Genomic DNA, 24,225 nt, shown 5'->3' with positions numbered 1-24,225 from the left:
TGGAACGGCCTTATGCCGGTGTGCGTTGGGATAGCGGGTTTTGACGCGAGTCTCGCTGCCCGCTGCCGCACGAGTAAAAGCAGCGTGGTTTTTTATATCGGCAGCGCTACAGCGCGCTTACGTCATGACGCTCACGGCAGCAGAATCGTCGACCCTGTCGTGCGGCGGCCTTCGAGATCGGCGTGCGCCTGGCCGACATCCGCAAGCGCATAGCGCTGGTTGATACTCGTTTTCACTTTGCCCGACACCAATACGTCGAACAGTTCGGCGGCCATCGCCTCGTAATCGTGGCGCTTGCCGATATAGGTGAAGAGCGTCGGGCGCGTGAAGAACAGCGAACCACGCCCGGCGAATTCCGACGAATCGATCGGCGGCAACGGCCCCGATGCATTGCCGAAGCTCACGAACATGCCAAGCGGCGCGAGGCAATCGAGCGACGCCGTAAACGTGTCTTTACCGATCGAGTCGTAGACCACCGGCACGCCCGCGCCGTTGGTGATCTCGCGCACGCGCCTGGTGAAGTTCTCACGCGTGTAGACGATCGCGTGGTCGCAGCCGTGCGCCTTGGCGACTTCGGCCTTTTCATCGGAACCGACCGTGCCGATCACCGTCGCGCCGAGCGCCTTCGCCCACTGGCAAACCAGCAAGCCGACGCCGCCCGCCGCGGCCTGGATCAGGATCGTGTCGCCGGCCTTCACCGGATACGTGCGGCGCAGCAGGTATTGCGCGGTCAGCCCCTGCAGCATGACGGACGCCGCCTGCTCGTCGCTCAGTGCATCCGGCACCTTGACGACTTGCGCCGCCGGCAGCACGCGCTCCTGTGTATACGCGCCGGGCGGACGCGCGACGTACGCAACGCGATCGCCTGCTTTGAGACTGGTCACGCCCGAGCCGACCGCCGTCACCACACCGGCCGCTTCCATGCCGAGGCCGCCCGGCAACGGCAGCGGATACAAGCCCGTGCGGAAATACACGTCGATGTAGTTCAGGCCGACCGCATTCTGCTTGATGCGGATCTCGCCCGCACCCGACTCACCCACTTCGACGTCGACCCATTTCATCACCTCCGGGCCGCCGGTTTTATCGAATCGAATCGCTTTGACCATCATGTCTCCCTCGTTCATGGTTGAGTTTGATCGCGATCGTGAAGCAACCGCTCGTTCAGACCTGCTGCGTCAGACGCAAGGTCAGCACGTCGAGAATCATCCGCGCGGTCGAAATATTGGTGGCGCAAGGAATGTTGTGCACGTCGCACGCACGAACGAGCGCGTTGATGTCCGGTTCGTGCGGTTGCGGCGTCATCGGGTCGCGCAGAAAAATCACCATGTCCACGCGCCCTTCGGCGAGTTGCGCGCCGATCTGCAAGTCGCCGCCATGCGGGCCGGACAACATGCGCTCGACCGTCAAGCCGTGCGTGTCGCCGATGCGCGTGCCGGTCGTGCCGGTCGCGACAATCTCGCAGCGCCTGAGCGTGTCGACGTATTCGCCGGCCAGTTTGACGATGTCGTCCTTCTTGTGATCGTGCGCGATCAGCGCAATACGAGTGGTCATGACGTAAGACTCCTGAACCGTTGTGATCGTTGTTGTTGTGATGATGAAAGCAGGCCGGTCAGAACGTGCCTGGATAAGCGCCGCCGTCGAGCAGCCAGTTCTGGCCGGTGATGTAGCCGGCATGCACGCTGCACAGGAACGCGCAGGCGCGGCCGAATTCGTCGCGATTGCCGAAACGGCCGGCGGGAATCGACTTCATGCGCTGATTGCGCGCTTCGTCGACGGAGATGTTTTGCGCCTTGGCCTGCGCCGCGACAGTGGTCGCGATGCGGTCGGTATCGAACAGGCCCGGCAGCAGGTTGTTGATCGTCACGCCGGTCGGCGCCACCTTGCGCGCGAGTCCCGCGACGAAGCCGGTCAGCCCCGAGCGCGCGCCGTTCGACAAACCCAGCACGTCGATCGGCGCCTTCACCGCCGAACTCGTGATGTTGACGATGCGCCCATAGCCGCGCGCGCTCATCCCGTCGATGGTCGCGCGGATAAGTTCGATCGGCGTCAGCATGTTGCTCTCGAGCGCGCGGATCCAGTCTTCGTGCGTGAAGTTGCGGAAGTCGCCCGGCGGCGGACCGCCTGCGTTGTTGACCAGAATGTCCGGTTGCGGACAGGCGGCGAGCGCCGCCGCCCGGCCCTCGGGCGTGGTGATGTCGCACGCCACGGCCTTGACCTCGACGCCGCTTAGCTTGCGGATCTCGGCAGCGGTCGCCTCCAGCGTCCCGGCGGTGCGCGCGACGATCGTCAGGTTGACGCCTTCGGCGGCGAGCGCTTCCGCGCAGCCGCGCCCCAATCCCTTGCTGGCCGCGCAAACCAGCGCGGTGCGTCCTGCAATTCCCATGTCCATGTGCGTGTCCTTGTGGCGAAGTCTTAGCCTCTGATTGCAAAGTTTCCCCCGATTCTAGAAGAATCGGTGCCGGACTGCGCCAGGTGGCTGCAATCTCCGGTATCTTCCGGCGGCACTCTTTCGGTAAACTTGCAGCCGTAGCGTGCCTGCCGGCCGGATTTCCGGCCGGCGAGAGCCGCCAACCCGATCTCCGATCCCTCTTGCCGCCGCTTGCGCGCCCTTGCCATGACCCAGGACAGCCGCTTTCCCAATCTCTTCATCCTCGATCACCCGCTGATCCAGCACAAGCTGTCGCACATGCGCGACCGGGACACCTCCACCCGCACGTTCCGCGAACTGCTGCGCGAAATCACGCTGCTGATGGGTTACGAAATCACCCGCAACCTGCCGATGACCACGCGCCGCATCACCACGCCGCTGGTCGAGATCGACGCGCCGGTAATCGCCGGCAAGAAACTCGCGATCGTGCCGGTGCTGCGCGCCGGTATCGGCATGTCGGACGGGCTGCTGGAACTGGTGCCGTCCGCGCGCGTCGGCCACATCGGCGTGTATCGCGCCGAAGATCATCGCCCGGTCGAATATCTGGTGCGCTTGCCGGACCTGGAGGACCGCGTGTTCATTCTGTGCGATCCGATGGTCGCGACCGGCTATTCGGCCGTGCACGCGGTGGACGTGCTCAAGCGCCGCAACGTGGCCGGCGAGAACATTCTCTTCCTCGCGCTGGTAGCCGCGCCAGAAGGCGTGCAGGTGTTCCAGAACGCTCACCCGGACGTCAAACTGTACGTCGCGTCGCTCGATTCGCATCTGAACGAGCACGCGTACATCGTGCCGGGTCTCGGCGACGCCGGCGACCGCCTGTTCGGTACGAAAAACTGAAAGCGGCTTGAAAAGAGCGCAGGCGGCGCGCGGAAAACGCCGCCGCCGCGTACTTTCCCGCGCCTCTCCCCCCTGCCGCACCCCCGCGGCATGATAAAATTCGGATCCGCTCAAAGAGCGGCTCAACTTGCACAACTGCCTGGCGCATCGCGCCTTTACGCGGGGCTTGCCGGGACCGGCGCGGTGTTTTCAGCCCGTTGGCCGCACCGCCCCGTCCCAACCGCGCTGCAACTTCGGTCTCGCTAGCCGGGCATAACGGGCGTAACCGGAACATAACCGGGCGGCCGTAACGGGCATAACCGGGTATCGCCGGGCGTTTTAGCAAGCTGAAACCGTCTGACATCGAGGCGCGCCTTCGCAAGCGCCCGACATCGCAACGACAATTGCACTATGCGTGCGCCCCGCTGGCGCGCGCGATGGAGAAAGGTATGGCGGGTCATTCGAAATGGGCCAACATCAAGCATAAGAAAGCAGCGGCCGACGCCAAGCGCGGCAAGGTCTGGACGCGGCTCATCAAGGAAATTCAGGTTGCCGCCCGCATGGGCGGGGGCGACATCGACTCGAATCCGCGTCTGCGGCTCGCCGTCGAAAAGGCGTACGACGCCAACATGCCGAAAGATAACGTCAACCGCGCGATCCAGCGTGGCGTGGGCGGCGTCGACGGCGCAAGCTATGAAGAGATCCGCTACGAAGGCTACGGCATCGGCGGCGCGGCGGTGATCGTGGATACGATGACCGACAACCGCACGCGCACGGTGGCGGAAGTGCGTCACGCGTTCTCGAAGAACGGCGGCAACATGGGCACGGACGGCTCGGTGTCGTTTATGTTCGATCACGTCGGCCAGTTCCTGTTCGCGCCCGGCACGCCGGAAGACAAGCTGATGGAAGCCGCGCTCGAAGCCGGCGCTGAGGACGTCGTCACGAATGAAGACGGCAGTATCGAAGTGCTGTGCCCGCCGAACGATTTCCCGAAGGTGAAGACCGCGCTCGAAGCCGCGGGCTTCAAGGCGGAACTCGCCGAGGTGACGATGAAACCTCAGACGGAAGTCGAATTCACCGGCGAGGACGCCGTGAAAATGCAGAAGCTGCTCGACGCGCTGGAGAATCTGGACGACGTGCAGGAAGTCTATACAAACGCCGCGATCGCCGACGAATGAGCGTGCCCCGGCGGCGCGCGGGTTCGCGTCGAACCGCGCCACGCCGCCGGGAGGCCCTCGCGTTGCTGCTGAGCGGGCGCTTGGTTTGTGCCCTTCCGCACCGCTTCCACCCGGGTTCGCTATCGGCCCTGCGCCGCCACCTGGCTGCAGGCCCAAAGCGAGCCTCGCTGTTATTCCACGGCTGAGCGCATTGCGTCAGCCGTTTATGGTTTTTAAGTCTCGGGGATTCACATGAAGTTACTCGTCGTCGGTTCCGGCGGTCGCGAACATGCACTCGCATGGAAGCTCGCGCAATCGCCGCGGGTCCAGCTCGTCTACGTTGCTCCCGGCAACGGCGGCACCGCCCAGGACGAGCGTCTGCGCAATATCGACATCACCGAGCCAGCCGCGCTCGCCGATTTTGTCGAGAAAGAACAGATCGCCTTCACGCTGGTCGGGCCGGAAGGGCCGCTCGCCGCGGGTATCGTCAACCTGTTCCGCTCACGCGGCCTGAAGATTTTCGGACCGAGCAGGGAAGCCGCGCAACTCGAAAGCTCGAAGGATTTTGCCAAGGCGTTCATGAAGCGCCACGCGATCCCGACCGCCGAATACGAAACCTTCGCCGACGTCGCCGCCGCGCACGCGTATCTCGACGCCAAGGGCGCGCCGATCGTCATCAAGGCCGACGGCCTTGCCGCCGGCAAGGGCGTGGTGGTCGCGCAAACGCTGGAAGAAGCGCACGCCGCGGTCGACATGATGCTGTCGGACAACAAGCTCGGCGACGCGGGCGCGCGCGTCGTGATCGAGGAATTCCTCGCCGGCGAAGAAGCGAGTTTCATCGTGATGGTGGACGGCAAGCACGTGCTGCCGCTCGCATCGAGCCAGGACCACAAGCGTCTGCTGGATAGCGACCAGGGTCCGAACACCGGCGGCATGGGCGCTTATTCGCCCGCGCCGATCGTCACGCCGCAACTGCATGCGCGCGTGATGCGCGAAATCATCCTGCCGACTGTGCGCGGCATGGAGAAGGAAGGCATCCGCTTTACCGGCTTCCTGTATGCGGGCCTGATGATCGACGCACAAGGCAACCCGAAAACGCTCGAATTCAACTGCCGCATGGGCGACCCGGAAACGCAGCCGATCATGGCGCGTCTGAAGGGCGACTTCTCGAAGGTGGTCGAGCAGGCAATCGCCGGCACGCTCGATACGATCGAACTGGAATGGGACCGCCGTACCGCGCTCGGCGTGGTGCTGGCCGCGTACAACTATCCGGATACGCCGCGCAAGGGCGACCGGATCAGCGATATCCCGGCCGAAACCGTTGATTCGGTCACGTTCCACGCCGGCACCACGCTCGCCGACGGCAAGCTGACCACCTCGGGTGGCCGCGTCCTGTGTGTGGTCGGTCTGGCGGATTCGGTGCGCAGCGCGCAGTCGGTCGCGTACGAGACGATCAATCAGATCTCGTTCGACGGCATGCAGTATCGCCGCGACATCGGCTACCGCGCGTTGAACCGCAAGCACGACGCCAGGACCGAAGGCAAGCACTAAGCCACAACCCCGCTCGCCCGCGGGTGGCGCCATCGGCGCTACACTGCGGGTTTTCAGCGGCTGTTCCGGGGCCCGCCGCACCATGCGGGCGCCTATTACACGAACAACCGCACCGCCGCGCGTTCTCCGGACTACCCGAAGAACGCCGGCCGCCCTCCACAAAGAACCCGCGGCGCGACAAGCGTGCCGCCCTCAGCACCTGCATTCATGACCGATTCGAGCTATGACGCACAGGCCGTGCGTAGCTGGCTGCAAGGCTTGCAAACGCATATCGCGGACACGCTCGGCGCGTTCGACGGTACGCCGTTCGCCACCGACGCGTGGCAACGCGCCCCCGGCGAAAAGCTGCGCGGCGGCGGCTGCACGCGGATCCTCGAAGGCGGCAAGTTCTTCGAGCGCGCCGGCATCGGTTTCTCGGACGTCGCCGGCGACGCCTTGCCCGGCTCGGCGAGCGCGGCGCGTCCGCAACTGGCCGGCCGCGGCTTCGAAGCGATGGGCGTGTCGCTCGTGCTGCACCCGCACAATCCGCACTGCCCGACCGTGCATATGAACGTGCGTCTGCTGATCGCGACCAAAGCGGGCGAAGAGCCGGTGTTCTGGTTCGGCGGCGGCATGGATCTGACGCCGTACTACGGTTACGAGGAAGACGCCCAGCATTTTCATCGTGTCTGCCGCGACGCGTTGCAGCCTTATGGCGCGGACCTCTACCCGAGTTTCAAGCGCTGGTGCGACGAGTATTTCTTCCTCAAGCACCGCAACGAACCGCGCGGCATCGGCGGGATTTTCTTCGACGATTTTTCGGCGCCGGGCTTCGATCAATCGTTCGCGATGCTGAAAAGCGTCGGCGACGCGTTCCTCAAAGCATATATGCCGATCATCGAAAAGCGCCGCAACATTCCGTACGGCGAGGCCGAGCGCGATTTCCAGGCGTACCGGCGCGGCCGCTACGTCGAGTTCAATCTGGTCTTCGACCGTGGCACACTGTTCGGGCTGCAGAGCGGCGGACGCACCGAATCGATTCTGATATCGATGCCGCCTGTGGTGAACTGGCGCTACAACTGGCAGCCCGAGCCGGGCACGCCGGAAGCGCGTCTTTACAGCGATTTTCTCGTGCCGCGCGAGTGGGTGTGACGGGCTCGCGCCCGCACCGCACCTGAATCGTCACGACAAAGGATCTTCACCTGAAGCCGAACGCTCATCCTGTCGCCCTGCCTCGCCGGATCGGACTGCTCGGCGGCACGTTCGATCCGATCCACGACGGCCATCTCGCGCTCGCGCGGCGTTTCGCCGACGTGCTGCAACTGACTGAACTGGTGCTGCTGCCGGCCGGCCAGCCGTGGCAGAAATCGGACGTGTCGGCGGCCGTTCACCGGCTGGCGATGACGCGCGCCGCGGCAAGCGCGTTGGTGCTGCCGGGCGTCACGGTGCGCGTCGCGACCGACGAAATCGACCGCGACGGCCCGACATACACGATCGACACGCTGCAGCGCTGGCGTGAACGCGAAGGTCCGGAGGCGTCGATTGCGCTCCTGATCGGCGCGGATCAACTGGTGCATCTCGACACATGGCACGACTGGCGGCGCCTGTTCGACTTCGCGCATATCTGCGCAGCCACGCGTCCCGGTTTCGACCTCGCATCGATTCCGCCCGTGGTCGCCTTGGAAATCGACGCGCGCCGTGCCCGCGCCGACGTTCTGCAAGCTACGCCCTGCGGCCACTTGCTGATCGATACGACGCTTGCGTTCAACGTCTCGGCCACCGACATTCGCGCGCATCTGCGCGAACAGGTGACCCAACGGCTCGCCCACATGGGCGACGAACAGCAGGAACAGGCCGCGAGCCATGTCCCCACTGCGGTGTGGGACTATATTCTTCAACATCATCTGTACCACCGGTAACCCTATGGATATTCGCAAACTGCAACGCGTGATCGTCGACGCTCTCGAAGACGTGAAAGCGCAAGACATCAAGGTGTTCAACACCAGCCACCTGACCGCCCTGTTCGATCGCGTGATCGTCGCGAGCGGCACCTCGAACCGCCAGACCAAAGCGCTCGCCTCCAGCGTGCGCGAGAGCGTCAAGGAAGCCGGCGGCGACATCGTCAGTACTGAGGGCGAGGACATCGGCGAATGGGTGCTGGTCGATTGCGGCGACGCGATCGTGCACATCCTGCAACCGGCGCTGCGCCAGTACTACAACCTCGAAGAAATCTGGGGCGACAAGCCGGTGCGTCTCAAGCTGTCGGCGCCGAACCCGTTCGGCGGCGCGCACGCAAGCGAACCGCTCGACGAAGAGGATGAAGACGAAGCACCGGCGGCGAAGCCCGCACGCAAGGCGCCGGCACGCCGCCGTTAAGCGCGCTGTGGCTGGCACATTGCGTCGTCCGTGATTACATCCGTGATGAAACTGCACATCCTCGCCGTCGGCCACAAGATGCCGGACTGGATCGCCACCGGCTTCGACGAATACGCGAAGCGCATGCCGCCCGAACTGCGCATCGAGCTGCGCGAGATCAAGCCCGAGCAGCGTTCGTCGGGGCGGCCTGCGGAAAGCGTCATGGCCGCCGAGCGGCAGAAGATCGAAGCCGCGTTGCCGAAGAACGCGCGCATCGTCGCGCTCGATGAACGCGGCAAAGATTGGACCACGATGCAGCTTGCCGGCGCCCTGCCCGGCTGGCAGCAGGACGGCCGCGACGTGGCGTTTCTGATCGGCGGCGCCGACGGGCTCGATCCCGATCTGAAAGCGCGCGCCGATATGCTGCTGCGTGTATCGAGCCTGACGCTGCCGCACGCGATGGTCCGTGTGCTGCTCGCCGAACAGCTTTACCGCGCGTGGACCATCACGCAAAATCACCCCTATCACCGCGCGTGAGCGAACGAGGCGGCTGACAGATCGCGCGTTTCCAGTCTCGTTGCCTGCTGCTGCGCTTGTCGGCGCGTTCATTGACGCGTGAATGGCGAGCGCATCGCGCGTTCATGCAATTCGCTTCATCGAGACCTGTCCATGCCAACGCCTGCCGCCACGCTGCACCCGTTCGTCTACCTCGCCTCTCAAAGTCCGCGCCGCCAGGCGTTGTTGCAACAACTCGGCGTGCGCTTCGAACTGCTGCTGCCGCGCCCCGATGAAGATGCTGAAGCGCTCGAAGCCGAGCTGCCCGGCGAGCGTGCGCGCGACTACGTGCAGCGCGTCTGCATTGCCAAAGCACACGCCGCACGCGCGCGCCTCGTGGCCGGCGAGCATGCCGCGCGGCCAATCCTGGTTGCAGACACAACCGTTACGATCGACGACACGATCCTCGGCAAACCCATTGACGCCGACGACGCATTCGCGATGCTCACGCGCCTCGCCGGCCGCGATCATGAAGTACTGACTGCCGTTGCCGTGGTCGACGCGGAGGGCATGTTGCTACCCGCCGCGCTATCGGTGTCGAAGGTACGCTTTGCTGCACTGCACGCGGATGCGGTGCGCCGCTATGCCGCGAGTGGCGAGCCGCTCGGCAAGGCGGGCGCATATGGCGTTCAGGGGCGCGCCGCCGAGTTTATCGAGCATATCGACGGGTCCTATTCAGGTATCATGGGTTTGCCGCTTTTTGAAACCGCTGCCCTCCTGCGTGCAGCGCGCATCGACTTCTAAAATAACATCATGAATGAAGAAATCCTGATCAATGTCACGCCGCAGGAAACGCGCGTCGCGCTCGTCCAGCAAGGCGCCGTCCAGGAACTTCACGTCGAACGAACGCTGTCGCGCGGCCGCGTCGGCAATGTCTATCTCGGCAAGGTCGTCCGCGTGTTGCCGGGTATGCAATCCGCCTTCATCGACATCGGCCTGGAACGCGCCGCGTTTCTGCACGTAGCCGATATCTGGCATCCGCGCATTGCCGGCGAACCGCAGCATCAGACGCCGCATCAGCCGATCGAAAAGATCGTGTTCGAAGGCCAGACGCTGATGGTGCAGGTCGTCAAAGATCCGATCGGCACGAAGGGCGCGCGGCTGTCCACGCAAGTGAGCATCGCCGGGCGCACGCTGGTGTATCTGCCGCAGGAACCGCATATCGGCATTTCGCAGAAAATCGAGAGCGAAGCCGAACGTGAAGCCGTGCGCGCACGTTTGACCGCCGTGCTGCCCGCCGATGAGAAAGGCGGCTACATCGTGCGCACCATTGCCGAAGATGCCACCAGCGAAGAACTGGCCGGCGACGTCGCGTATCTGCGCAAGACGTGGGCGACGATTCTGTCGCAAGGCCAGCGCATGCCGCCTACCAGCCTCCTGTACCAGGACCTGAATCTCGCGCAACGCGTGCTGCGCGATTTCGTCAACGATGAAACTTCGCGTATTCAGGTCGACTCGCGCGAGACCTACCAGATGCTTGCCGACTTCGCGGCGGAGTTCACGCCGGCAGTGTCGTCGAAGCTGCATCACTACACCGGCGAGCGGCCGCTCTTCGATCTGTACAACATCGAGGCGGAGATTCAGCGCGCGTTGTCACGCCGCGTCGATCTGAAGTCCGGCGGCTATCTGGTGATCGACCAGACCGAAGCGATGACCACCATCGACGTGAACACCGGCGGTTACGTCGGTGCGCGCAACTTCGACGATACGATCTTCAAGACCAACCTCGAAGCCGCGCACACGATCGCGCGGCAATTGCGGCTGCGCAATCTGGGCGGTGTGATCATCATCGACTTCATCGATATGGAAAACGTCGAGCATCGGGAGCAGGTGCTCGGTGAATTGAAGAAGGCGTTGTCGCGCGATCGCACACGAGTGACGGTGAATGGTTTCTCGCAGCTTGGGCTGGTGGAGATGACGCGCAAACGCACGCGCGAATCGCTCGCGCATGTGTTGTGCGAGCCCTGCCCGGTTTGCCAGGGCAAGGGACAGGTCAAGACGCCGCGTACGGTGTGCTACGACGTGCTGCGCGAGATTCTGCGTGAGTCGCGGCAGTTCAATCCAAGGGAGTTTCGCGTCGTGGCGTCGCAGCAGGTGATCGATCTGTTTCTTGAAGAAGAGTCACAGCATCTGGCGATGCTGATCGATTTCATCGGCAAACCGGTGTCGTTGCAGGTGGAGTCGAATCTGAGCCAGGAGCAGTACGATATCGTGCTGATGTAAGAACGCAGAACCTTTAATCTACGGCCCTCTCGCGGGCGAGAAGCGTTCCAGATTTATCACTAACTACTAATCTAGCTACCAATTGGGCGTACGGTAGAAGCGTACAACGCGACGGCTTTTGCTGGTCGTCAGTCGGCATTCTCACGAATGATCCTGTCGATTATCTCCGGGTCGTCCACCTCTCCTTCGGAGCCCTTAAATACTCAGACCTCAGTGTGCCCGTCGCGGAACACATCAACCTCAACGCGCATCCCGATAACCACGATAGAAACCAGCACGGTATCGGGTCGATGCCGGCTCAGAGAGTAGTGAATCTTCGCTGCGTCGAGCCGGTCCAGCAGATCGAATAGTGACGTTGTCATGGCTATTGCCTATTTCTTGAAGCGGTTGTCATTAAGCAGTTTAAGTGCTTTTCACGCGCCTTTTCACACCGTCGTTTGCATCGCTTTGGATATCATCCAGCGTCGAGTTCAAATACTGGCCCGGAAATTCGCGCAGCACCGATCCTTTGCACTCAGACGAGATCACATCGCACGTGTACATGCTTCCGCGATCCGTCGCTGCTCCTGAACATCGCCACTGCCCGCAGCGCCGCCCAGTTCGAACGGCTGCGCATCGTCCAGCGGCGTCGAGGTGTCTGCGTCGGCCTGCTCGCCGCGCGCGACCGCGAGCAGCGATTCTCGGGTGGATGGGTCATACGGGCCGGAGAGGACGGGTTCACCGGACGGGTACTCGATACTTCTGACCCACGCCTGCATCCATTCGGCAGTCTCTGGGTCCATGACGCTATAGCCGGGCGTGCTCGCAGGTGCCGCAGCGCTACCCAGCGACCCGCCCCGCTGTGGCTCTTCGGGAATGACCGCGACGCTGCCGCCGCGCACCATGCTCATGAGCGTCTGCACGACTTCGAGGTCAGATCCTGACTTCGCCAGCCGGTCGTGCCAGCGGAAGTTTGCGCCCAGGAACTGGCGCACGCGCTGCACTAGCCCGGCATCGTTCGCCCACACATCGGGGTAGGCCGCCATCGTGAACTTCCTGCCCGCATCGACGGCCTGCTGTTTTTCGTCGCGCGAGAGGAAACCGCCCCACATGTAGTCGTCGGCGCGGTACAGCATATACCGGTGCCACGAGTCTGTTCTGAATTCTACGCCCATTGATCGCCCTTGCCCTTTTGTGACCGTGTCAACCTAGCAGTTCGCCGGCGGCAGGTGTTTACGAGATACGTCCGTTATGCCTTGGGCGGCTCGATCAGCGCAGCCAGCTTCTTTGTGTCCATCGCCATTGAAAGGAAGCCCGCCGCCCAGCCAGTAACGGGTGTGACGCATTAATCCATCGGCTCGGCGTTAAGATCGGTTTGAGTTTTCGCAGCGGAGCGTAGAAGTTCGTGCGAAGATGAAGCCTCACTTTTTACTCAACGGAGGGCGGCATGGGAATTCTGGATGAAGTAGGTAAGATCGCGGGCGCGGTAGCAGCCGTTGAAGCAGCGGAAAAAGTCGATCCGGAAGCGGGTTTGCTGACGAAAGGCATCGCAGCTGTTGCCGGCTTTGAAGGCGCTGGTGCACTGGAGTCATTGGTCGAAAAGAAGGAAGGCGAGAAGGAAGACAACGCCGACAATACTCAGGCAACCGACAGCACTGATCCTCAGGCGTAATTTCACGCTGCAACGGGTCGGTCTCAGACGAGGCTGACCCGCCCTCCCTTGTCGCGTCGGCAGCGCGTTGATCCGGCAATCGCCGTGCTCATGACTGCTCGATCGCCCCCGCCATACCGGTTTGCCGGCATCTTCACGCGAAGACAATCCGCTCCTCCCCCTAATTTCTTCGTTGACGTAGCAGCAAGACGCGCCTATAACCATCCCATTGGATGGTGTTGGGATGTTGCGCGGAGTATAAATGACCAAACTCAAACTGATCGACACCTCGCGCCCGAAAGGCGGCGAGACCGAAAAAATCACCATCAACCTCGGCCCGGTCGACTTGGGCCAGATCGATTTACTGGTCGAAGAAGGTTTTTACTCGAACCGCACTGACCTGATTCGTACGGCGATCCGCAACCAGCTCGCCGCGCACGCGCAGGTTGTCACGGAAACGGTGACCCGGCGCTCGATGGTGCTCGGCTTGCAGCACTTCTCACGGCAGGACCTCGAAGCGGCACAGGCCGCGAACGAACGACTGGACATTCATGTACTCGGCCTCGCGAGCATCGCAGCCGATGTGCCGGCGGCACTCGCGGCGGCCACGATCGCATCGGTGGTGGTGCTCGGCGCTTTTCACGCGTCGCCCGCGGTCAAGGCGGCACTCGCCGGCCGCATCAGCTAGGCGCGCCTGATGTGGCTGATCGTCCGGCTCATCGCCTGACTCATTGTCAAACTCATTGCCAGAATCGACCACGCACAACGCAAGACAACGCAACGGACTACGCGCATGAAGCTGAACGAAGATTTTCTGAACTCGATGAAAGAAGCCTTCGAGCTGTTGCGTACAGCGGGCCCGAAGGAAGCGGCCGCCGCGGTTCAGCGCGCGCTCGCCGGCGGCGCGGCCAGCGCTGCTGAAACGCTGGCACCGCACACACCCCAAAGTTCGAAGGATCGAGCGCAAGCCTGGGCGCGAGCTCAAACGCAAGCCGAGCACACAGTCGATCTGGACACACCCGGCATATTCAGCACGCACAACTTCAGCAACGGCGCAGGCCAACGCCAATACAAGCTCTACGTGCCGGCCGTCTACAAAAGCGAACCGTTGCCGCTGATCGTGATGCTGCACGGCTGCACGCAAAACGCCGACGACTTCGCGGCCGGCACGCGCATGAACGAAATGGCCGAGCGCCATGGTTTCATCGTCGTGTATCCGAATCAATCGCAGGCTGCCAATCATTCGAAATGCTGGAACTGGTTCAAGCCCGTCGACCAGCAGCGCGATCAGGGCGAGCCTTCGTTGATCGCCGGCATCACGCGTGAAGTGATGGCGCGCTATCGCGTCGATCCTGCGCGGGTGTATGTGGCGGGTTTATCGGCGGGCGGAGCGATGGCGGACATCATGCTGAAGACGTCGCCCGACCTGTACGCAGCAGCCTGCGTGCATTCGGGCCTCGCATGCGGATGCGCGAAGGGCCTGCCCTCGGCGCTCGCCGCCATGAAGGGCGGCAAGGCACGCCGCAGCCGTCCGCGCGGCGAGCCGCAGCGCCCGCTCATCGTGTTCCATGGCGATGCGGATTCGACCGTGCATCCTTCGAATGCCACTGAGCTCGTAGCAGGCTTCGACGCCGGCACCACGACCGTCAGCGTGCCTGCGCGCGCGGCAAACGGCCGGCGCGGCTGCACGGTGCAACGGCTCAGCGCCGCGAACGGCGTCGAAGCGGAGTACTGGTCGATTCACGGCGCCGGCCATGCATGGGCGGGCGGCAGTCAGCGCGGTTCATACACGGACCCATCCGGCCCTGATGCGGCGGCCGAAATGCTGCGTTTCTTCCTCGCTCATCCGCGCAAACACTGAGCGACGCATGTCAGCGTCAACCCGCGCCTAACGGCTTCAGCAGATTACGCAGCGCCGCGGCTGTGACCGGCCGCGAGAACCAGAACCCTTGTGCTTCGTCGCAACCAAGCGCTTCCAGCTGCGCGGCCTGCCCGGCGGTCTCGACGCCTTCAGCGGTCACGCGCAGTTTCAACGCATGCGCCATCGCGATGATCGCGCCGACCAGCGCAGCGCATTGCGGATCGGTGGTCATGCGCATCACAAAAGAGCGGTCGATTTTCAGGCGATTCAGCGGAAAACGCGTCAGGTACGCGAGGCTCGAATAACCGGTGCCGAAGTCGTCCACCGCGACTTCAACGCCCAATTCGCGCAACGCATGCAGCGTCTGCAGTGCCTGATCGGTGTCGCCAAGCAACACGCCTTCGGTGATTTCCACTTCGAGGTATGAAGGGTCGAGCGCGGCTTCTTCCAGCGCCTCGCGGATCGTCGAGAACAGGTCGTGTCGCTGGAACTGCTGCGGCGACACGTTCACCGCCACCCGCGGCAAACTGCCGGTAAGCCGCAGCAATTTGCCCGCATCCCGGCACGCGGTGCGGATCACCCATTCGCCGATGCGCTCGATCAGGCCCGCCTCTTCCGCGACCGGCACGAATTCGACCGGACTGATCAAACCACGCTGCGGATGATTCCAGCGTAGCAAGGCCTCCACTTGCACGACGCGGCCGGTTGCGAGCGTCACCTGCGGTTGATACACGAGGTACAAATGCTCGCGCTCGAGCGCTTCGCGCAGCATCGTCTCGAGTTCGAAGCGGCGCGCCGCCTGGCCTTCGAGCGCGGCGGAAAAGCGTCGCACCGCATTGCCGCACACCGCCGAAGCCGCCGACAACGCCACACCCGCGCGACGCATCAGCGTCGGCGCATCGCTGCCATCGGCCGGATAAGCAACGATGCCGATGCTGGCGGCGATGTTCAACGTGGTGCCCGCATAGTCGATCGATTCGGCGATGCGCTCCAGTGCTTCAGCGGCGAACGTATCGGCTGCCGCGCCACTTTCGGTGACCAGCAGCGCGAATTGCGTGCCGCCGATCGAGGCGATCGTACCGTCGTTTGGAAACAGACCGCGCAACCGTTCGCCCACGATCTGCAACACCAGTTCGGCCGCGTGCAAACCGAGCGCGTCGCGCAGTTTGCGCAGGTGATCGAGTTCGGCGATCAGCAAGGTAAAACCGCTACCGGTACGCTGGCAGCGCGCGATCGTCAGATCGAGGCGTTCGATGAATAGCGTCTGATTGGGCAGGCGTGTCACGCCATCGTGATGCGCGACGTACCACAGCCGCGCTTCGGACTGCGCGTAACGTGTCATGTCGATAGCGATGCCGACGTAGCGCGGCGCCACGTCACCGGAAAGCTTCGGTTCGGCAACGAGTGGAGCCAGCGCAAGAACCACGCGGATGGGCGTGTTGTTGCGCCGCATGTAGGTCCATTCGCCTTCGTAGCGCGAGGTCACGGCGGATAGCGCCGGCCATTCGGCGCGGCGTCTGGCGAGTTCGGCCGGATCGTGCAGCGACTCGAAGGTGCGCCGGCCAACCAGTTCTTCGGCGGCAAAACCCGTCAGCTTTTCGAAAGCAGCGTTGACGCAGCCGAACGTGCCGTCCGCAGTGCAGATAAACATGCCGTATGGCGCCGCCGCGAGCGCGGCATTGCGCGTGCGCGCTTCGGCGTAGGTGTAATCTTGCATCGCGCCGGCCTTTGATTGTCCTGAGTATTGGAAGCGAATTGAAGCGTTCTTGACGCGGACGACGAAAACGGCGCGGCCGACAGGTTGCCCGATCCCCCGCGCAACCGTGCGTATGATAGCGGCTTTCGTGGCCGGAAACTTTGGTGGGGAATCTACTCGAAAACCGGTGGAAATTCTTCGCGGTCCGGTGCTGTGTCGACCGTGTGGAGAGAGCGATTGCGGGACGAGGTCCGCCGCCTCATCGCAAGAAGTACATCTAGTGCCTCTGGGCCACGCGCGGAAAGACACCGGGTAGGCGGCGACGACGCGGGCGCGTCGTCATGTCGTCAGCCCTTCTTAAGACGCCGACGGCGCACGCGGCAACGCGGCTTCGACAAACACCGCGCAGAGCGCTTCCATTCCCTTCGCATCTTCTTCGTCGAAGCGTGCGACGATCGGGCTATCGACATCCCACACGCCGATCAGCGTGCCGTCCGGGGCGACGAGTGGCACGACGATTTCCGATTGCGAAGCGGAATCGCAGGCGATATGGCCGGGAAACTCGTGCACGTCGCGCACGACTTGCGTTCGGCGAGTCTGCGCGGCCGTACCGCATACGCCCTTGCCGAGCGCGATGCGCACGCATGCGGGCTTGCCCTGAAACGGTCCGACCACGAGTTCGCGGCCATCGTGGAAGTAAAAACCGGCCCAGTTCAGATCGCTCAACGAATGAAACACGAGCGCCGAAAAATTCGCTGCATTGGCGATCCAGTCGGTTTCGTCGGCGAGAAGCGCGCGTGCCTGGGCAACCAGTTCTTCGTATTGCGCGGCTTTGGAGAGATGCGAAGCGGAGGAAACTTCGAACATGACGGTGTCCGTGGTGAAAGCGGAAAGAGGAACAAGCAAGGCATGCAGTGTAAAGCAAGCCGCTATTTCGTTCACGGCACGCGCGGCTGCGCACGCCGCCCTCTTTGCGCGCTATCTGCTTCAAACGTCATGCGGACGGACAACGCGATACGTCAATCACTGATCGACGCCGACGATCACGCTCGATGCCTTGAAGATCGCCGTCACGGGCTTGCCGCTCGCGAGACCGAGGCGGTCGACACTTTCGTTGGTGATGATCGCGGCGATCTGCGCGCCGCCCGCCGCAATGGTCACTTCCGAATTCACCGCGCCCTTCGTCACCGCCGACACCGTCCCGGCGATGCAATTGCGTGCCGACACCTGGCTCTTCGTCACGTCGACCATCACGATCACCGACGATGCCTTGACCAGCGCGAACGCCGGCTTGCCCGCCGCGAGTCCGAGCGAAGTCGCGCTGCCGTGCGTGATGATCGCGACGATCTCGAGACCGTCCGGGGTGCGCAGCGTGACTTCGTCGTTCACTGCACCGCGTTTGACGTCGGCCACTTCGCCGGCGAAATGATTGCGTGCGCTGGTTCGCATGAGTGATCTCCTGATTGTGCGGCCCTGAATAAACGGTTCAAGGCTAGCGGTTGAATGTGAAAGCGAGTGTATCGGAACGCACGCCGCGCGCGACGCTTCAAGTACGTGAAGTGCAGTATCGCGCAGCCGCTATTGGCGGTTACTGTAAGCGTGAGAAAGCGTCCATCATTGAATCCAGGCAATCGTACAGGCATCAACAGCCTCGCCTGTCGTCCGACACCGTATCATCGAGCCCTTGGCCCCCTTTTTGACCATGCCCGTCGAACCCATGCCTGCCGCCGTCCTGTCCCGCCTCGCCACCGTGTTGCCGGCCGCCTGTCGCGCCGCACGGCGTACCGCCCATGCCAACCTGCGGCGCGCCCTCTACGCCGCCGCGCTGTGCACAGCCCTCGCGGCCTGCAGCAATCCCGCGCCGATCCACGACGCGCACGCGCCAGCCGACCCCATCGCGCTGTTCCCGATCGCCAATTACGACCAGAACGTCGATCACTGGCTCGAACCGGACAGTCCCGGTTACGACAAGCCGTTCCTGAGTCCCGACGATCAGCAGGCGCATTTCAAGGCCCTCTACGCACGCTATTTCGGCACCGGCACGACCGCGCCATCGCCATGGAATTCCGCCTATGTGAGCATGCGCGTCTATCGCCAGCAAGGCACCGACATTGCCGCGTTGCAGCAGCGCCGGATCGTCAAGTTCGACAACACCGGCAAGACCGGCACGGACATCGGCTACGGCGAGAATTTCCGGCCTCACGACAAGGCGTGGATCGACGCGATTGCGCAAAACATGGACGTCGGCCAGTTCGAGCAGGCGCCCGTCTATAAGCCTGAGCGCCGTGCGATCGCCACCCGTAATCTGATGGTGCGCGAACTGCCGACCACGGACCCGTCGTTCTACGACCGCCGTCTGGCCGGCGAAGGCTATCCGTTCGACAACCTGCAAATCTCAGCGGCGCGCCCGGGCACGCCGCTGTATGTGCTGGGCAGCAGCGTCGACGGCGCGTGGGCATACGTGCAGACGCCCGACGTGCAGGGTTGGGTGCGCAGCGACGGCGTCAGTCTGACCGACGACACCTTTGTCGACACGTGGCGCGCGGCCACCCGCAAGTCGCTGGGCGCGGTGACGGTCGCCTCGGCGCCGGTGCGCGACAGCCACGGCATATTCCGCTTCGACGCGCCGACCGGCACGCTGCTGCCGCTCGCGCCTGAAAACGCCGCGCGGCCCGCCGGTAAAAACGCAAACGCGAAATCAGCCGCCACCGAAAATGCCGACCGGCCCGCCTCCCGCAAGTTCTTAGTCCCTGCTCGCGACGTGGAAGGCCGCGCGATTATCCGCATCGCCCAGTTGAGCGAAGCACAGATCGCCCCGATACCGCTCGCCGCCACGCCGCGTCATCTGGCGATGCTGATGAAAACGCTGATCGGGCGGCCGTATGGCTGGGGCAATAGCGGGCTCTACAACGACTGTTCGTCGGAACTCCAAAGCATCTTCGCGGCGTTCGGCGTGTGGCTGCCGCGCCATTCGTCCACGCAGATGAGCGCCGGACGCATGATCGATCTGTCCGCGTCGACGCCGGCGCAACGGCTCGACTATCTCGCCCAGCACGGCGAACCGTTGCGCACGCTGATCTACATCGGCGGCCATGTGATGCTGTACATCGGCAACACCACCCGCAACGGCGTCGCGGTCCCGGTCGTCTATCAGGACGTGTGGGGCTTACGCCCGGCCGACAACAGCCGGCGCGCGGTGATCGGCGGCTCGGTGATTCTGCCGCTGTTCGAACACATCCCGGAAGACGCCGCGCTGCAATCGCTGGCAGCGACCCCGACGTTCCAGATCAGCATCCTCGGCGCGCCCGGTAGCGGCGCAGCGACCCCGCCGGACGACGACAACCCGGCCGGCTAACCGGGTCGAGCGCGGGTCGAGCACATTGAAGCAAACGCTTACGCCCGTGCTCAAAAATATTTTTCCCGGAGTGTCGATTCAATCGCGCACCAATCGTCGTAACGTTGAAGACCCGGCTCGCGCAGCGGGGCTTTCAACTCACGAACCTGTTACTTCAAGGAGTCGCCGTCATGTCCAGCCCCACTGTCAAACCGATCCCTGACGGGATGCACTCGCTTACTCCGTATCTGATTTGCGCCAACGCCGCGGACGCCATCGCGTTCTACACCAAGGCGTTCAACGCCGTCGAACAAGTCCGTCTGCCCGGCCCGGACGGCAAGGTCATGCACGCCTCGCTGAAAATCGGCGACTCCGTGCTGATGCTGACCGACGAATGGCCCGAGCATCGCAGCTTCGGTCCGAAAACGCTGAAAGGCTCGCCAGTGACGATTCATCTCTACGTCGAAGATGTCGACGCCAGTTTCAAGCAGGCCGTCGATGCCGGCGCGACCGTGACGATGCCCGTCAGCGACATGTTCTGGGGCGACCGCTACGGCCAGATCCAGGATCCGTTCGGCCACAACTGGTCACTCGCGACGCATAAACGCGATCTGACACCGGAACAGATTCAGCAAGGCATGCTCGACATGAACAAGGCATGCTAGCCATGAAGTAAGCGGCGTGCCTTCCATCCTTCAGGAGGAGGAGATCGTATGCAAAAGATTGCGCCATGCCTGTGGTTCGACGGTAAAGCGGAAGAAGCCGCCCGCTTCTATACCTCGGTGTTTTCCAGTTCGCGCATCGCCACCACGATGCATCACTCGGACGCCGGACCCGGACCGAAAGGCAGCGTGCTTGCCGTTACATTCGAGCTCGAAGGCCAGGAGTTCATGGCTTTGAACGGCGGCCCGGGCTTCACCTTCACGCCGGCCATTTCGCTATTCGTGCACTGCGGCTCGCAGAAGGAGATCGACGGCTATTGGTCGAAGCTCTCCGACGGCGGCACGCCGCAGCAATGCGGCTGGATTCAGGACAAGTTCGGTGTCTCCTGGCAAATCGTGCCCGATGTGTTGGGCCAGATGCTGCGGGACCCGGATGCCGCCAAAGCGAAGCGCGTGATGGAGGCGATGATGAAAATGGTCAAGCTCGACATCGCCTTGCTCGAGCAGGCTTATCGCGGAGGATAAAGGGCTAGCGCCGGGCCGCAAGACCCTGATCTTTGATAGGATCGGTCTCGGACAATGATCGGCGGGACATGAACGGTGCGCGTCAACCATCAGGCTTTCTTCTGCTCGCTGTTTGTCGCGCGTCTCGCCGATCAGATTCTGCTGTTCCTCGTGCCGCTCGTCGTGTTCCAGACGACGCACAAGGTCTCGTGGTCCGGCGTCGCGTTCTTTATCGAAACGCTGCCGCGCTATCTGGTGTTTCCGTTCTTCGGTGCGCTGTGCGACCGTGTCTCGCCGCTCAGGTTGATGCGCGTGAGTCAGACCGTGCGCGCACTGGTGTGTTTCGGCGGCGTACTGGCTTACGCGCTGTTTGGCGGAATCGGCTGGTTGATCGCGCTGTCCGCGTTGTGCGGCGTGCTGACGAGCCAGGGTCTGGTGGCCCGCGAGGTGATGCTGCCGCAGATCTTCAGCACGCAGCAGTTTCAGCGCGTGCTGGCTTACTCGCAATTGGCCGATCAACTCGGTTTCGTCCTCGGCCCAATGCTGGCAGCGCTGCTGCTCGGACTTTGGCGCTGGGAATGGGTGGTCGGCGCAACGGGCACACTGTTTTTGTTTGCCGACGCGGCGCTTTTACTGTGGCAACGCGCGAGTGGCTTTCGCGCCAGCGACCCGCCGCGCGTCGAACCCGGCCACTGGACGCTGCCGTTGCGCATTGCGCTGGGGCACGTGCTGCTTCTGCCGGGCCTGAAGAAAGTCGTGCTGCTCGCCGCCGCCGAGAATCTGGTGATCGGCGTGACACTCGCGACGTCCGCTGCAATGGTCACCGGTTTTCACGCGCAATCGAGCCGCTACTACGCCGGGCTGCAAACCGCCGGTGCCGTGGCCACCGTGCTGATTCTGTTGACGATCGCACGCACCTCGTGGCCCGCGAAGGCGCTGGGTCTGGTCGCGTTTGTCGCGATCTGTGCGGGCGGCGTGATCGCCGGCGCGAGTGCGGACCATCGCGGCTACGCGCTCGGCTTCCTGCTGATCGTCGGCTTCGACAAGATGTTCAATGTCTACATCCGCAGTGCCCGGCAAAAAATTATCCCGCCGCAGGACTACGGCAAAACGACCGGCGTAGTGATCCTGCTGAACAATATGACGCAGCCGCTCGCCGGTTTGCTGGTCGGCGTGTTCTCCGGACGGACGCAGACCGGTTGGCTGATCGTGGTGCTGTCGCTGGCGATGGGCGGCATCGGCGCGGCGGTGTCGATTGGTGCGGTGCTATGGCGGCGCAGGCGCGCGATGGTGGTTGGAGAATCGTAACGACGTTAGCCGCGTGCGGCGCTATGGTTTGTTGTGCCTGCGGCGTGGGCCTTGCCTTGGTCTGTTTGCCTTTCGCGGCAACATTGTATGTTTGCCTACGGCGTTGCCTTTCCTTGCTCTGGCTTCTTTGGCCTCTCTTTTCTTATTGGTTTATTAGCGTTGCCCCCGTGCTGTTTGCCTACTCGGCGCTTCTGGTTGTACGCCTGCGGCGGTGGCTCTTTCGTTTCTTATTGGTTTATTAGCGTTGCCCCTGTGCTGTTTGCCTACTCGGCGCTTCTGGTTGTACGCCTGCGGCGGTGGCTCTTTCGTTTCTTATTGGTTTATTAGCGTTGCCCCTGTGCGGGGCGGCACCTACTTTTCTTTGCCTGCCGCAAAGAGAAGTAGGCAAAAGAAAGCGGCTCACACCGCTGATATGACTCCCGGTGTCAATCGGGATCGGTTTTTCGGTTTCTCAAATTCATATTGTCTGAATTTCCTGAGGGCGACGTAGCAGTACATCTCGACGGTGGATCACGCTGATATCCGCGGGTTGGGTACCGCATTACAGAGGTCCGCCCAATGAGCCTGCCGCAATCTAAAGCCGCAAGTCGGATGCAATCCGTTGCGTAGCGGTGTCGCGGGTTACTCGTGTGCCGGGCTACGCCGCCTTCAGGAAACTCCTCCAGTGCTCAGGGTGAGCGCAAGGGGTGAGGGGTGTGCTGCATCATGCCAGGGACACCTCGTGCGGTACGGCCAGCGACATCGCGAGCCGGCTGACGTCCCAGATAAAACCTGCCAGTTCGCGGGCAACCGCGACCACCGCGATGTTCTTCTGCTTGCCGCGCGCGATGAGCTTGCGATAGCGTCGGCACAGCCGCACCTGTGCGTCCCAGGCGCGATCCACGATCGGCTTGGGGATACCTTCGTGGCGGCGCTGGATGTCGGGACTGACACGGGCCGTATGCCGGTAGCTCCAGGCCGCTTCGACGAGCAGCTTTCTCGCGTAGCTGTTGCCGTTCTTCGTGATACTGCCCTGCCGGCGCTTCTCGCCTGACGAGTGTTCCGAGGGCGTCACGCCCAGCCAGGCCATCAGCTGGCGCGGATGGGCAAAACGCGACAGGTCACCCAGCTCCGCGAGCATGCCCACCGCCGTGGTGAACTGCACGCCGCGCATGGTCTGCAGGCCCAGCACGGCCGGATAGAAGCGCCAGTTGGGGACCGCTTCGCGCAACGCGGCCTCCAGTCGCGCGCATTGAGCGAGGCGGTCCTCGATGGTGCGCCGATGTTCCTCGAACGCCAGCTGCTGCCATGCACTGTCGAATGCATGCGCGCCCAGCCAGCGCTGGTGCGCCGGTCCCCAGTCGGCACGGCCTGTATAGCGCACCCCATGCGAGAGCAGGAAAGCCTTCAGCCGTTGCCGTGCACGCTTCAGATCATCTTTGGCGCTGACCCAGGTACGCGCCAGATCGCGGAACGCTTCGTCGTCCACGCCGGGCACGTACACGGCTGACAGGTCGCCAGCGCGCAGTGAGCGCACGAGCTTCACGGCATCACGTCGATCGGTCTTCACACGTTCACCGGGCTTTCTGGGAATCAGTGAAGGTGCGCACACCATGCAGTCGAACCCTTTCTGGATGAGTTGCCGGTAAAGCCCATAGCCGCACGGGCCCGCCTCGTAGACGACGCGGATGCGGCGCGCCTTTGACTGCAGGCGCTTGCACAGGCGATCGATATCGGCCTGCCTCGTACCGGTCTTGCCGAGCAGTTCAACCTCGCCCGCATCGAGTGCATAGGCAACTGTGATCGAATCCTTGTGAACGTCGCAACCGACGTACAGCGTGCTATCGTGTTCCATGCTGGCCTCCGTGCCGGAATTCGCCGGGTGCGGCCCGTCCGCACCGTGCGGCTCTGGTAGCAATGCTAACCCGCGTTTGATTCCTCACGGCAGGCCAGCCCTTGCCTCACGGGAGTCATACTGTCTAACGCTTAAGCGGGTCCCTCGCGCAGTCACGGTAGTGGAGCATCTGGAATCCGTCTCCTCGCACACTCCGCGTGAGTGACAAGGCAGTCATTCTTCCGGCGGCGCTGCGCGCGCCGAGCGGTACTTCTTAAAACCACCTCCTTCTTTTAGCGCTCGCGTTTTGTCCGGTGCGCTGGCCCGCCGTTCCATAGCCAACGCTCACCGTG

General features: G+C 63.2%; 25 protein-coding genes. 16 read left to right on the top strand and 9 right to left on the bottom strand.

The genetic code is table 11. The annotated features are described in order from the left end of the window. Nucleotides 1-131: 131 nt before the first annotated feature. Genes AC3WOG_RS05715 through AC3WOG_RS05705 form a run of 3 tightly spaced genes read right to left on the bottom strand, consistent with a single transcriptional unit; the run spans nt 132 to nt 2,389 of the window. Nucleotides 132-1,106, bottom strand: a complete 975-nt coding sequence (locus AC3WOG_RS05715; protein ID WP_492579728.1) for a quinone oxidoreductase family protein — start codon at nt 1,104-1,106, stop codon at nt 132-134. A 55-nt stretch (nt 1,107-1,161) separates the two neighbouring features. Continuing rightward, the gene (locus tag AC3WOG_RS05710; protein WP_492577082.1) at nt 1,162-1,551 is read right to left on the bottom strand and encodes a methylglyoxal synthase; all 390 of its coding nucleotides are present in this window, start codon (nt 1,549-1,551) and stop codon (nt 1,162-1,164) included. A 58-nt stretch (nt 1,552-1,609) separates the two neighbouring features. Continuing rightward, a complete protein-coding gene (locus AC3WOG_RS05705; RefSeq protein WP_492577081.1) occupies nt 1,610-2,389 on the bottom strand; it encodes an SDR family oxidoreductase in 780 nt (259 codons plus the stop codon). A 225-nt stretch (nt 2,390-2,614) separates the two neighbouring features. Here AC3WOG_RS05705 and upp point away from each other — a divergent pair, with 225 nt between their 5' ends. The 9 genes from upp to rng all read left to right on the top strand — a co-directional run bounded on the left by upp (nt 2,615) and on the right by rng (nt 11,064). Then, entirely contained in the window at nt 2,615-3,265 is a 651-nt protein-coding gene (gene upp, locus AC3WOG_RS05700; RefSeq protein WP_410834401.1) for a uracil phosphoribosyltransferase, read from the top strand. Between the two features lie 428 nt (nt 3,266-3,693). Next, the gene (locus AC3WOG_RS05695; RefSeq protein ID WP_410834402.1) at nt 3,694-4,422 is read left to right on the top strand and encodes a YebC/PmpR family DNA-binding transcriptional regulator; all 729 of its coding nucleotides are present in this window, start codon (nt 3,694-3,696) and stop codon (nt 4,420-4,422) included. 231 nt (nt 4,423-4,653) lie between these two features. Beyond that, nucleotides 4,654-5,952 carry a phosphoribosylamine--glycine ligase gene (gene purD / locus AC3WOG_RS05690; RefSeq protein WP_492577080.1) on the top strand — a complete coding sequence of 433 codons (1,299 nt, stop codon included), beginning with the start codon at nt 4,654-4,656 and terminating at the stop codon, nt 5,950-5,952. 207 nt (nt 5,953-6,159) lie between these two features. Beyond that, nucleotides 6,160-7,083: an oxygen-dependent coproporphyrinogen oxidase gene (gene hemF / locus AC3WOG_RS05685; RefSeq protein ID WP_492577079.1), complete on the top strand. Its 924-nt coding sequence runs from the start codon at nt 6,160-6,162 to the stop codon at nt 7,081-7,083. Between the two features lie 50 nt (nt 7,084-7,133). Next, nucleotides 7,134-7,850, top strand: a complete 717-nt coding sequence (locus tag AC3WOG_RS05680; RefSeq protein WP_492579727.1) for a nicotinate-nucleotide adenylyltransferase — start codon at nt 7,134-7,136, stop codon at nt 7,848-7,850. Between the two features lie 4 nt (nt 7,851-7,854). Then, nucleotides 7,855-8,307 carry a ribosome silencing factor gene (gene rsfS / locus AC3WOG_RS05675; protein WP_492577078.1) on the top strand — a complete coding sequence of 151 codons (453 nt, stop codon included), beginning with the start codon at nt 7,855-7,857 and terminating at the stop codon, nt 8,305-8,307. Nucleotides 8,308-8,352: 45 nt separating this feature from the next. After that, entirely contained in the window at nt 8,353-8,823 is a 471-nt protein-coding gene (gene rlmH / locus AC3WOG_RS05670; RefSeq protein ID WP_063495252.1) for a 23S rRNA (pseudouridine(1915)-N(3))-methyltransferase RlmH, read from the top strand. A gap of 132 nt (nt 8,824-8,955) precedes the next feature. Next, entirely contained in the window at nt 8,956-9,585 is a 630-nt protein-coding gene (locus AC3WOG_RS05665; RefSeq protein WP_492577077.1) for a Maf family protein, read from the top strand. A gap of 9 nt (nt 9,586-9,594) precedes the next feature. Next, nucleotides 9,595-11,064, top strand: coding sequence for a ribonuclease G (gene rng, locus AC3WOG_RS05660; RefSeq protein WP_492577076.1), 1,470 nt, complete (start codon nt 9,595-9,597; stop codon nt 11,062-11,064). Nucleotides 11,065-11,267: 203 nt separating this feature from the next. Here the strand turns inward: rng and AC3WOG_RS05655 are convergent, their stop codons facing one another. Together AC3WOG_RS05655 and AC3WOG_RS05650 are read right to left on the bottom strand one after the other, a co-directional pair. Further along, nucleotides 11,268-11,426: a hypothetical protein gene (locus tag AC3WOG_RS05655; protein ID WP_492577075.1), complete on the bottom strand. Its 159-nt coding sequence runs from the start codon at nt 11,424-11,426 to the stop codon at nt 11,268-11,270. Nucleotides 11,427-11,588: 162 nt separating this feature from the next. Next, nucleotides 11,589-12,179, bottom strand: coding sequence for a hypothetical protein (locus AC3WOG_RS05650; protein ID WP_492577074.1), 591 nt, complete (start codon nt 12,177-12,179; stop codon nt 11,589-11,591). 311 nt (nt 12,180-12,490) lie between these two features. Here AC3WOG_RS05650 and AC3WOG_RS05645 point away from each other — a divergent pair, with 311 nt between their 5' ends. From AC3WOG_RS05645 to AC3WOG_RS05635, 3 genes are all read left to right on the top strand, one after another. Further along, on the top strand, nt 12,491-12,715 hold the full coding sequence (locus tag AC3WOG_RS05645; RefSeq protein ID WP_341312793.1) for a hypothetical protein: 225 nt from the start codon (nt 12,491-12,493) through the stop codon (nt 12,713-12,715). A gap of 241 nt (nt 12,716-12,956) precedes the next feature. Next, nucleotides 12,957-13,382, top strand: a complete 426-nt coding sequence (locus tag AC3WOG_RS05640) for a CopG family transcriptional regulator (RefSeq protein WP_492577073.1) — start codon at nt 12,957-12,959, stop codon at nt 13,380-13,382. Nucleotides 13,383-13,487: 105 nt separating this feature from the next. Beyond that, complete coding sequence (locus tag AC3WOG_RS05635) at nt 13,488-14,555, top strand: extracellular catalytic domain type 1 short-chain-length polyhydroxyalkanoate depolymerase (protein ID WP_492577072.1); 1,068 nt, start codon at nt 13,488-13,490, stop codon at nt 14,553-14,555. A gap of 16 nt (nt 14,556-14,571) precedes the next feature. Here the strand turns inward: AC3WOG_RS05635 and AC3WOG_RS05630 are convergent, their stop codons facing one another. The 3 genes from AC3WOG_RS05630 to AC3WOG_RS05620 form a co-directional block, all read right to left on the bottom strand. Continuing rightward, entirely contained in the window at nt 14,572-16,272 is a 1,701-nt protein-coding gene (locus AC3WOG_RS05630; protein ID WP_492577071.1) for a putative bifunctional diguanylate cyclase/phosphodiesterase, read from the bottom strand. A gap of 336 nt (nt 16,273-16,608) precedes the next feature. Beyond that, the gene (locus AC3WOG_RS05625; RefSeq protein ID WP_492577070.1) at nt 16,609-17,118 is read right to left on the bottom strand and encodes a GAF domain-containing protein; all 510 of its coding nucleotides are present in this window, start codon (nt 17,116-17,118) and stop codon (nt 16,609-16,611) included. A 156-nt stretch (nt 17,119-17,274) separates the two neighbouring features. Next, nucleotides 17,275-17,700, bottom strand: a complete 426-nt coding sequence (locus AC3WOG_RS05620; RefSeq protein ID WP_492577069.1) for a TOBE domain-containing protein — start codon at nt 17,698-17,700, stop codon at nt 17,275-17,277. Nucleotides 17,701-17,968: 268 nt separating this feature from the next. Between AC3WOG_RS05620 and AC3WOG_RS05615 the strand changes: the two genes are divergently transcribed. The 4 genes from AC3WOG_RS05615 to AC3WOG_RS05600 all read left to right on the top strand — a co-directional run bounded on the left by AC3WOG_RS05615 (nt 17,969) and on the right by AC3WOG_RS05600 (nt 22,059). Continuing rightward, nucleotides 17,969-19,606 carry an SH3 domain-containing protein gene (locus tag AC3WOG_RS05615; RefSeq protein WP_492577068.1) on the top strand — a complete coding sequence of 546 codons (1,638 nt, stop codon included), beginning with the start codon at nt 17,969-17,971 and terminating at the stop codon, nt 19,604-19,606. A gap of 170 nt (nt 19,607-19,776) precedes the next feature. Beyond that, entirely contained in the window at nt 19,777-20,250 is a 474-nt protein-coding gene (locus AC3WOG_RS05610) for a VOC family protein (RefSeq protein WP_492577067.1), read from the top strand. Nucleotides 20,251-20,298: 48 nt separating this feature from the next. Continuing rightward, a complete protein-coding gene (locus AC3WOG_RS05605; protein ID WP_492577066.1) occupies nt 20,299-20,772 on the top strand; it encodes a VOC family protein in 474 nt (157 codons plus the stop codon). A gap of 75 nt (nt 20,773-20,847) precedes the next feature. After that, nucleotides 20,848-22,059 (top strand): MFS transporter, encoded by a 1,212-nt coding sequence (locus AC3WOG_RS05600; RefSeq protein ID WP_492577065.1) that lies wholly within the window; start codon nt 20,848-20,850, stop codon nt 22,057-22,059. 703 nt (nt 22,060-22,762) lie between these two features. Here AC3WOG_RS05600 and AC3WOG_RS05595 read toward each other — a convergent pair. Then, nucleotides 22,763-23,893 carry an IS110 family RNA-guided transposase gene (locus tag AC3WOG_RS05595; protein WP_492577064.1) on the bottom strand — a complete coding sequence of 377 codons (1,131 nt, stop codon included), beginning with the start codon at nt 23,891-23,893 and terminating at the stop codon, nt 22,763-22,765. Nucleotides 23,894-24,225: the final 332 nt, after the last annotated feature.

The sequence above is a fragment of the Paraburkholderia sp. FW306-02-B genome (assembly GCF_058782725.1).
This window is presented reverse-complemented; position numbering and strand designations above follow the sequence as displayed.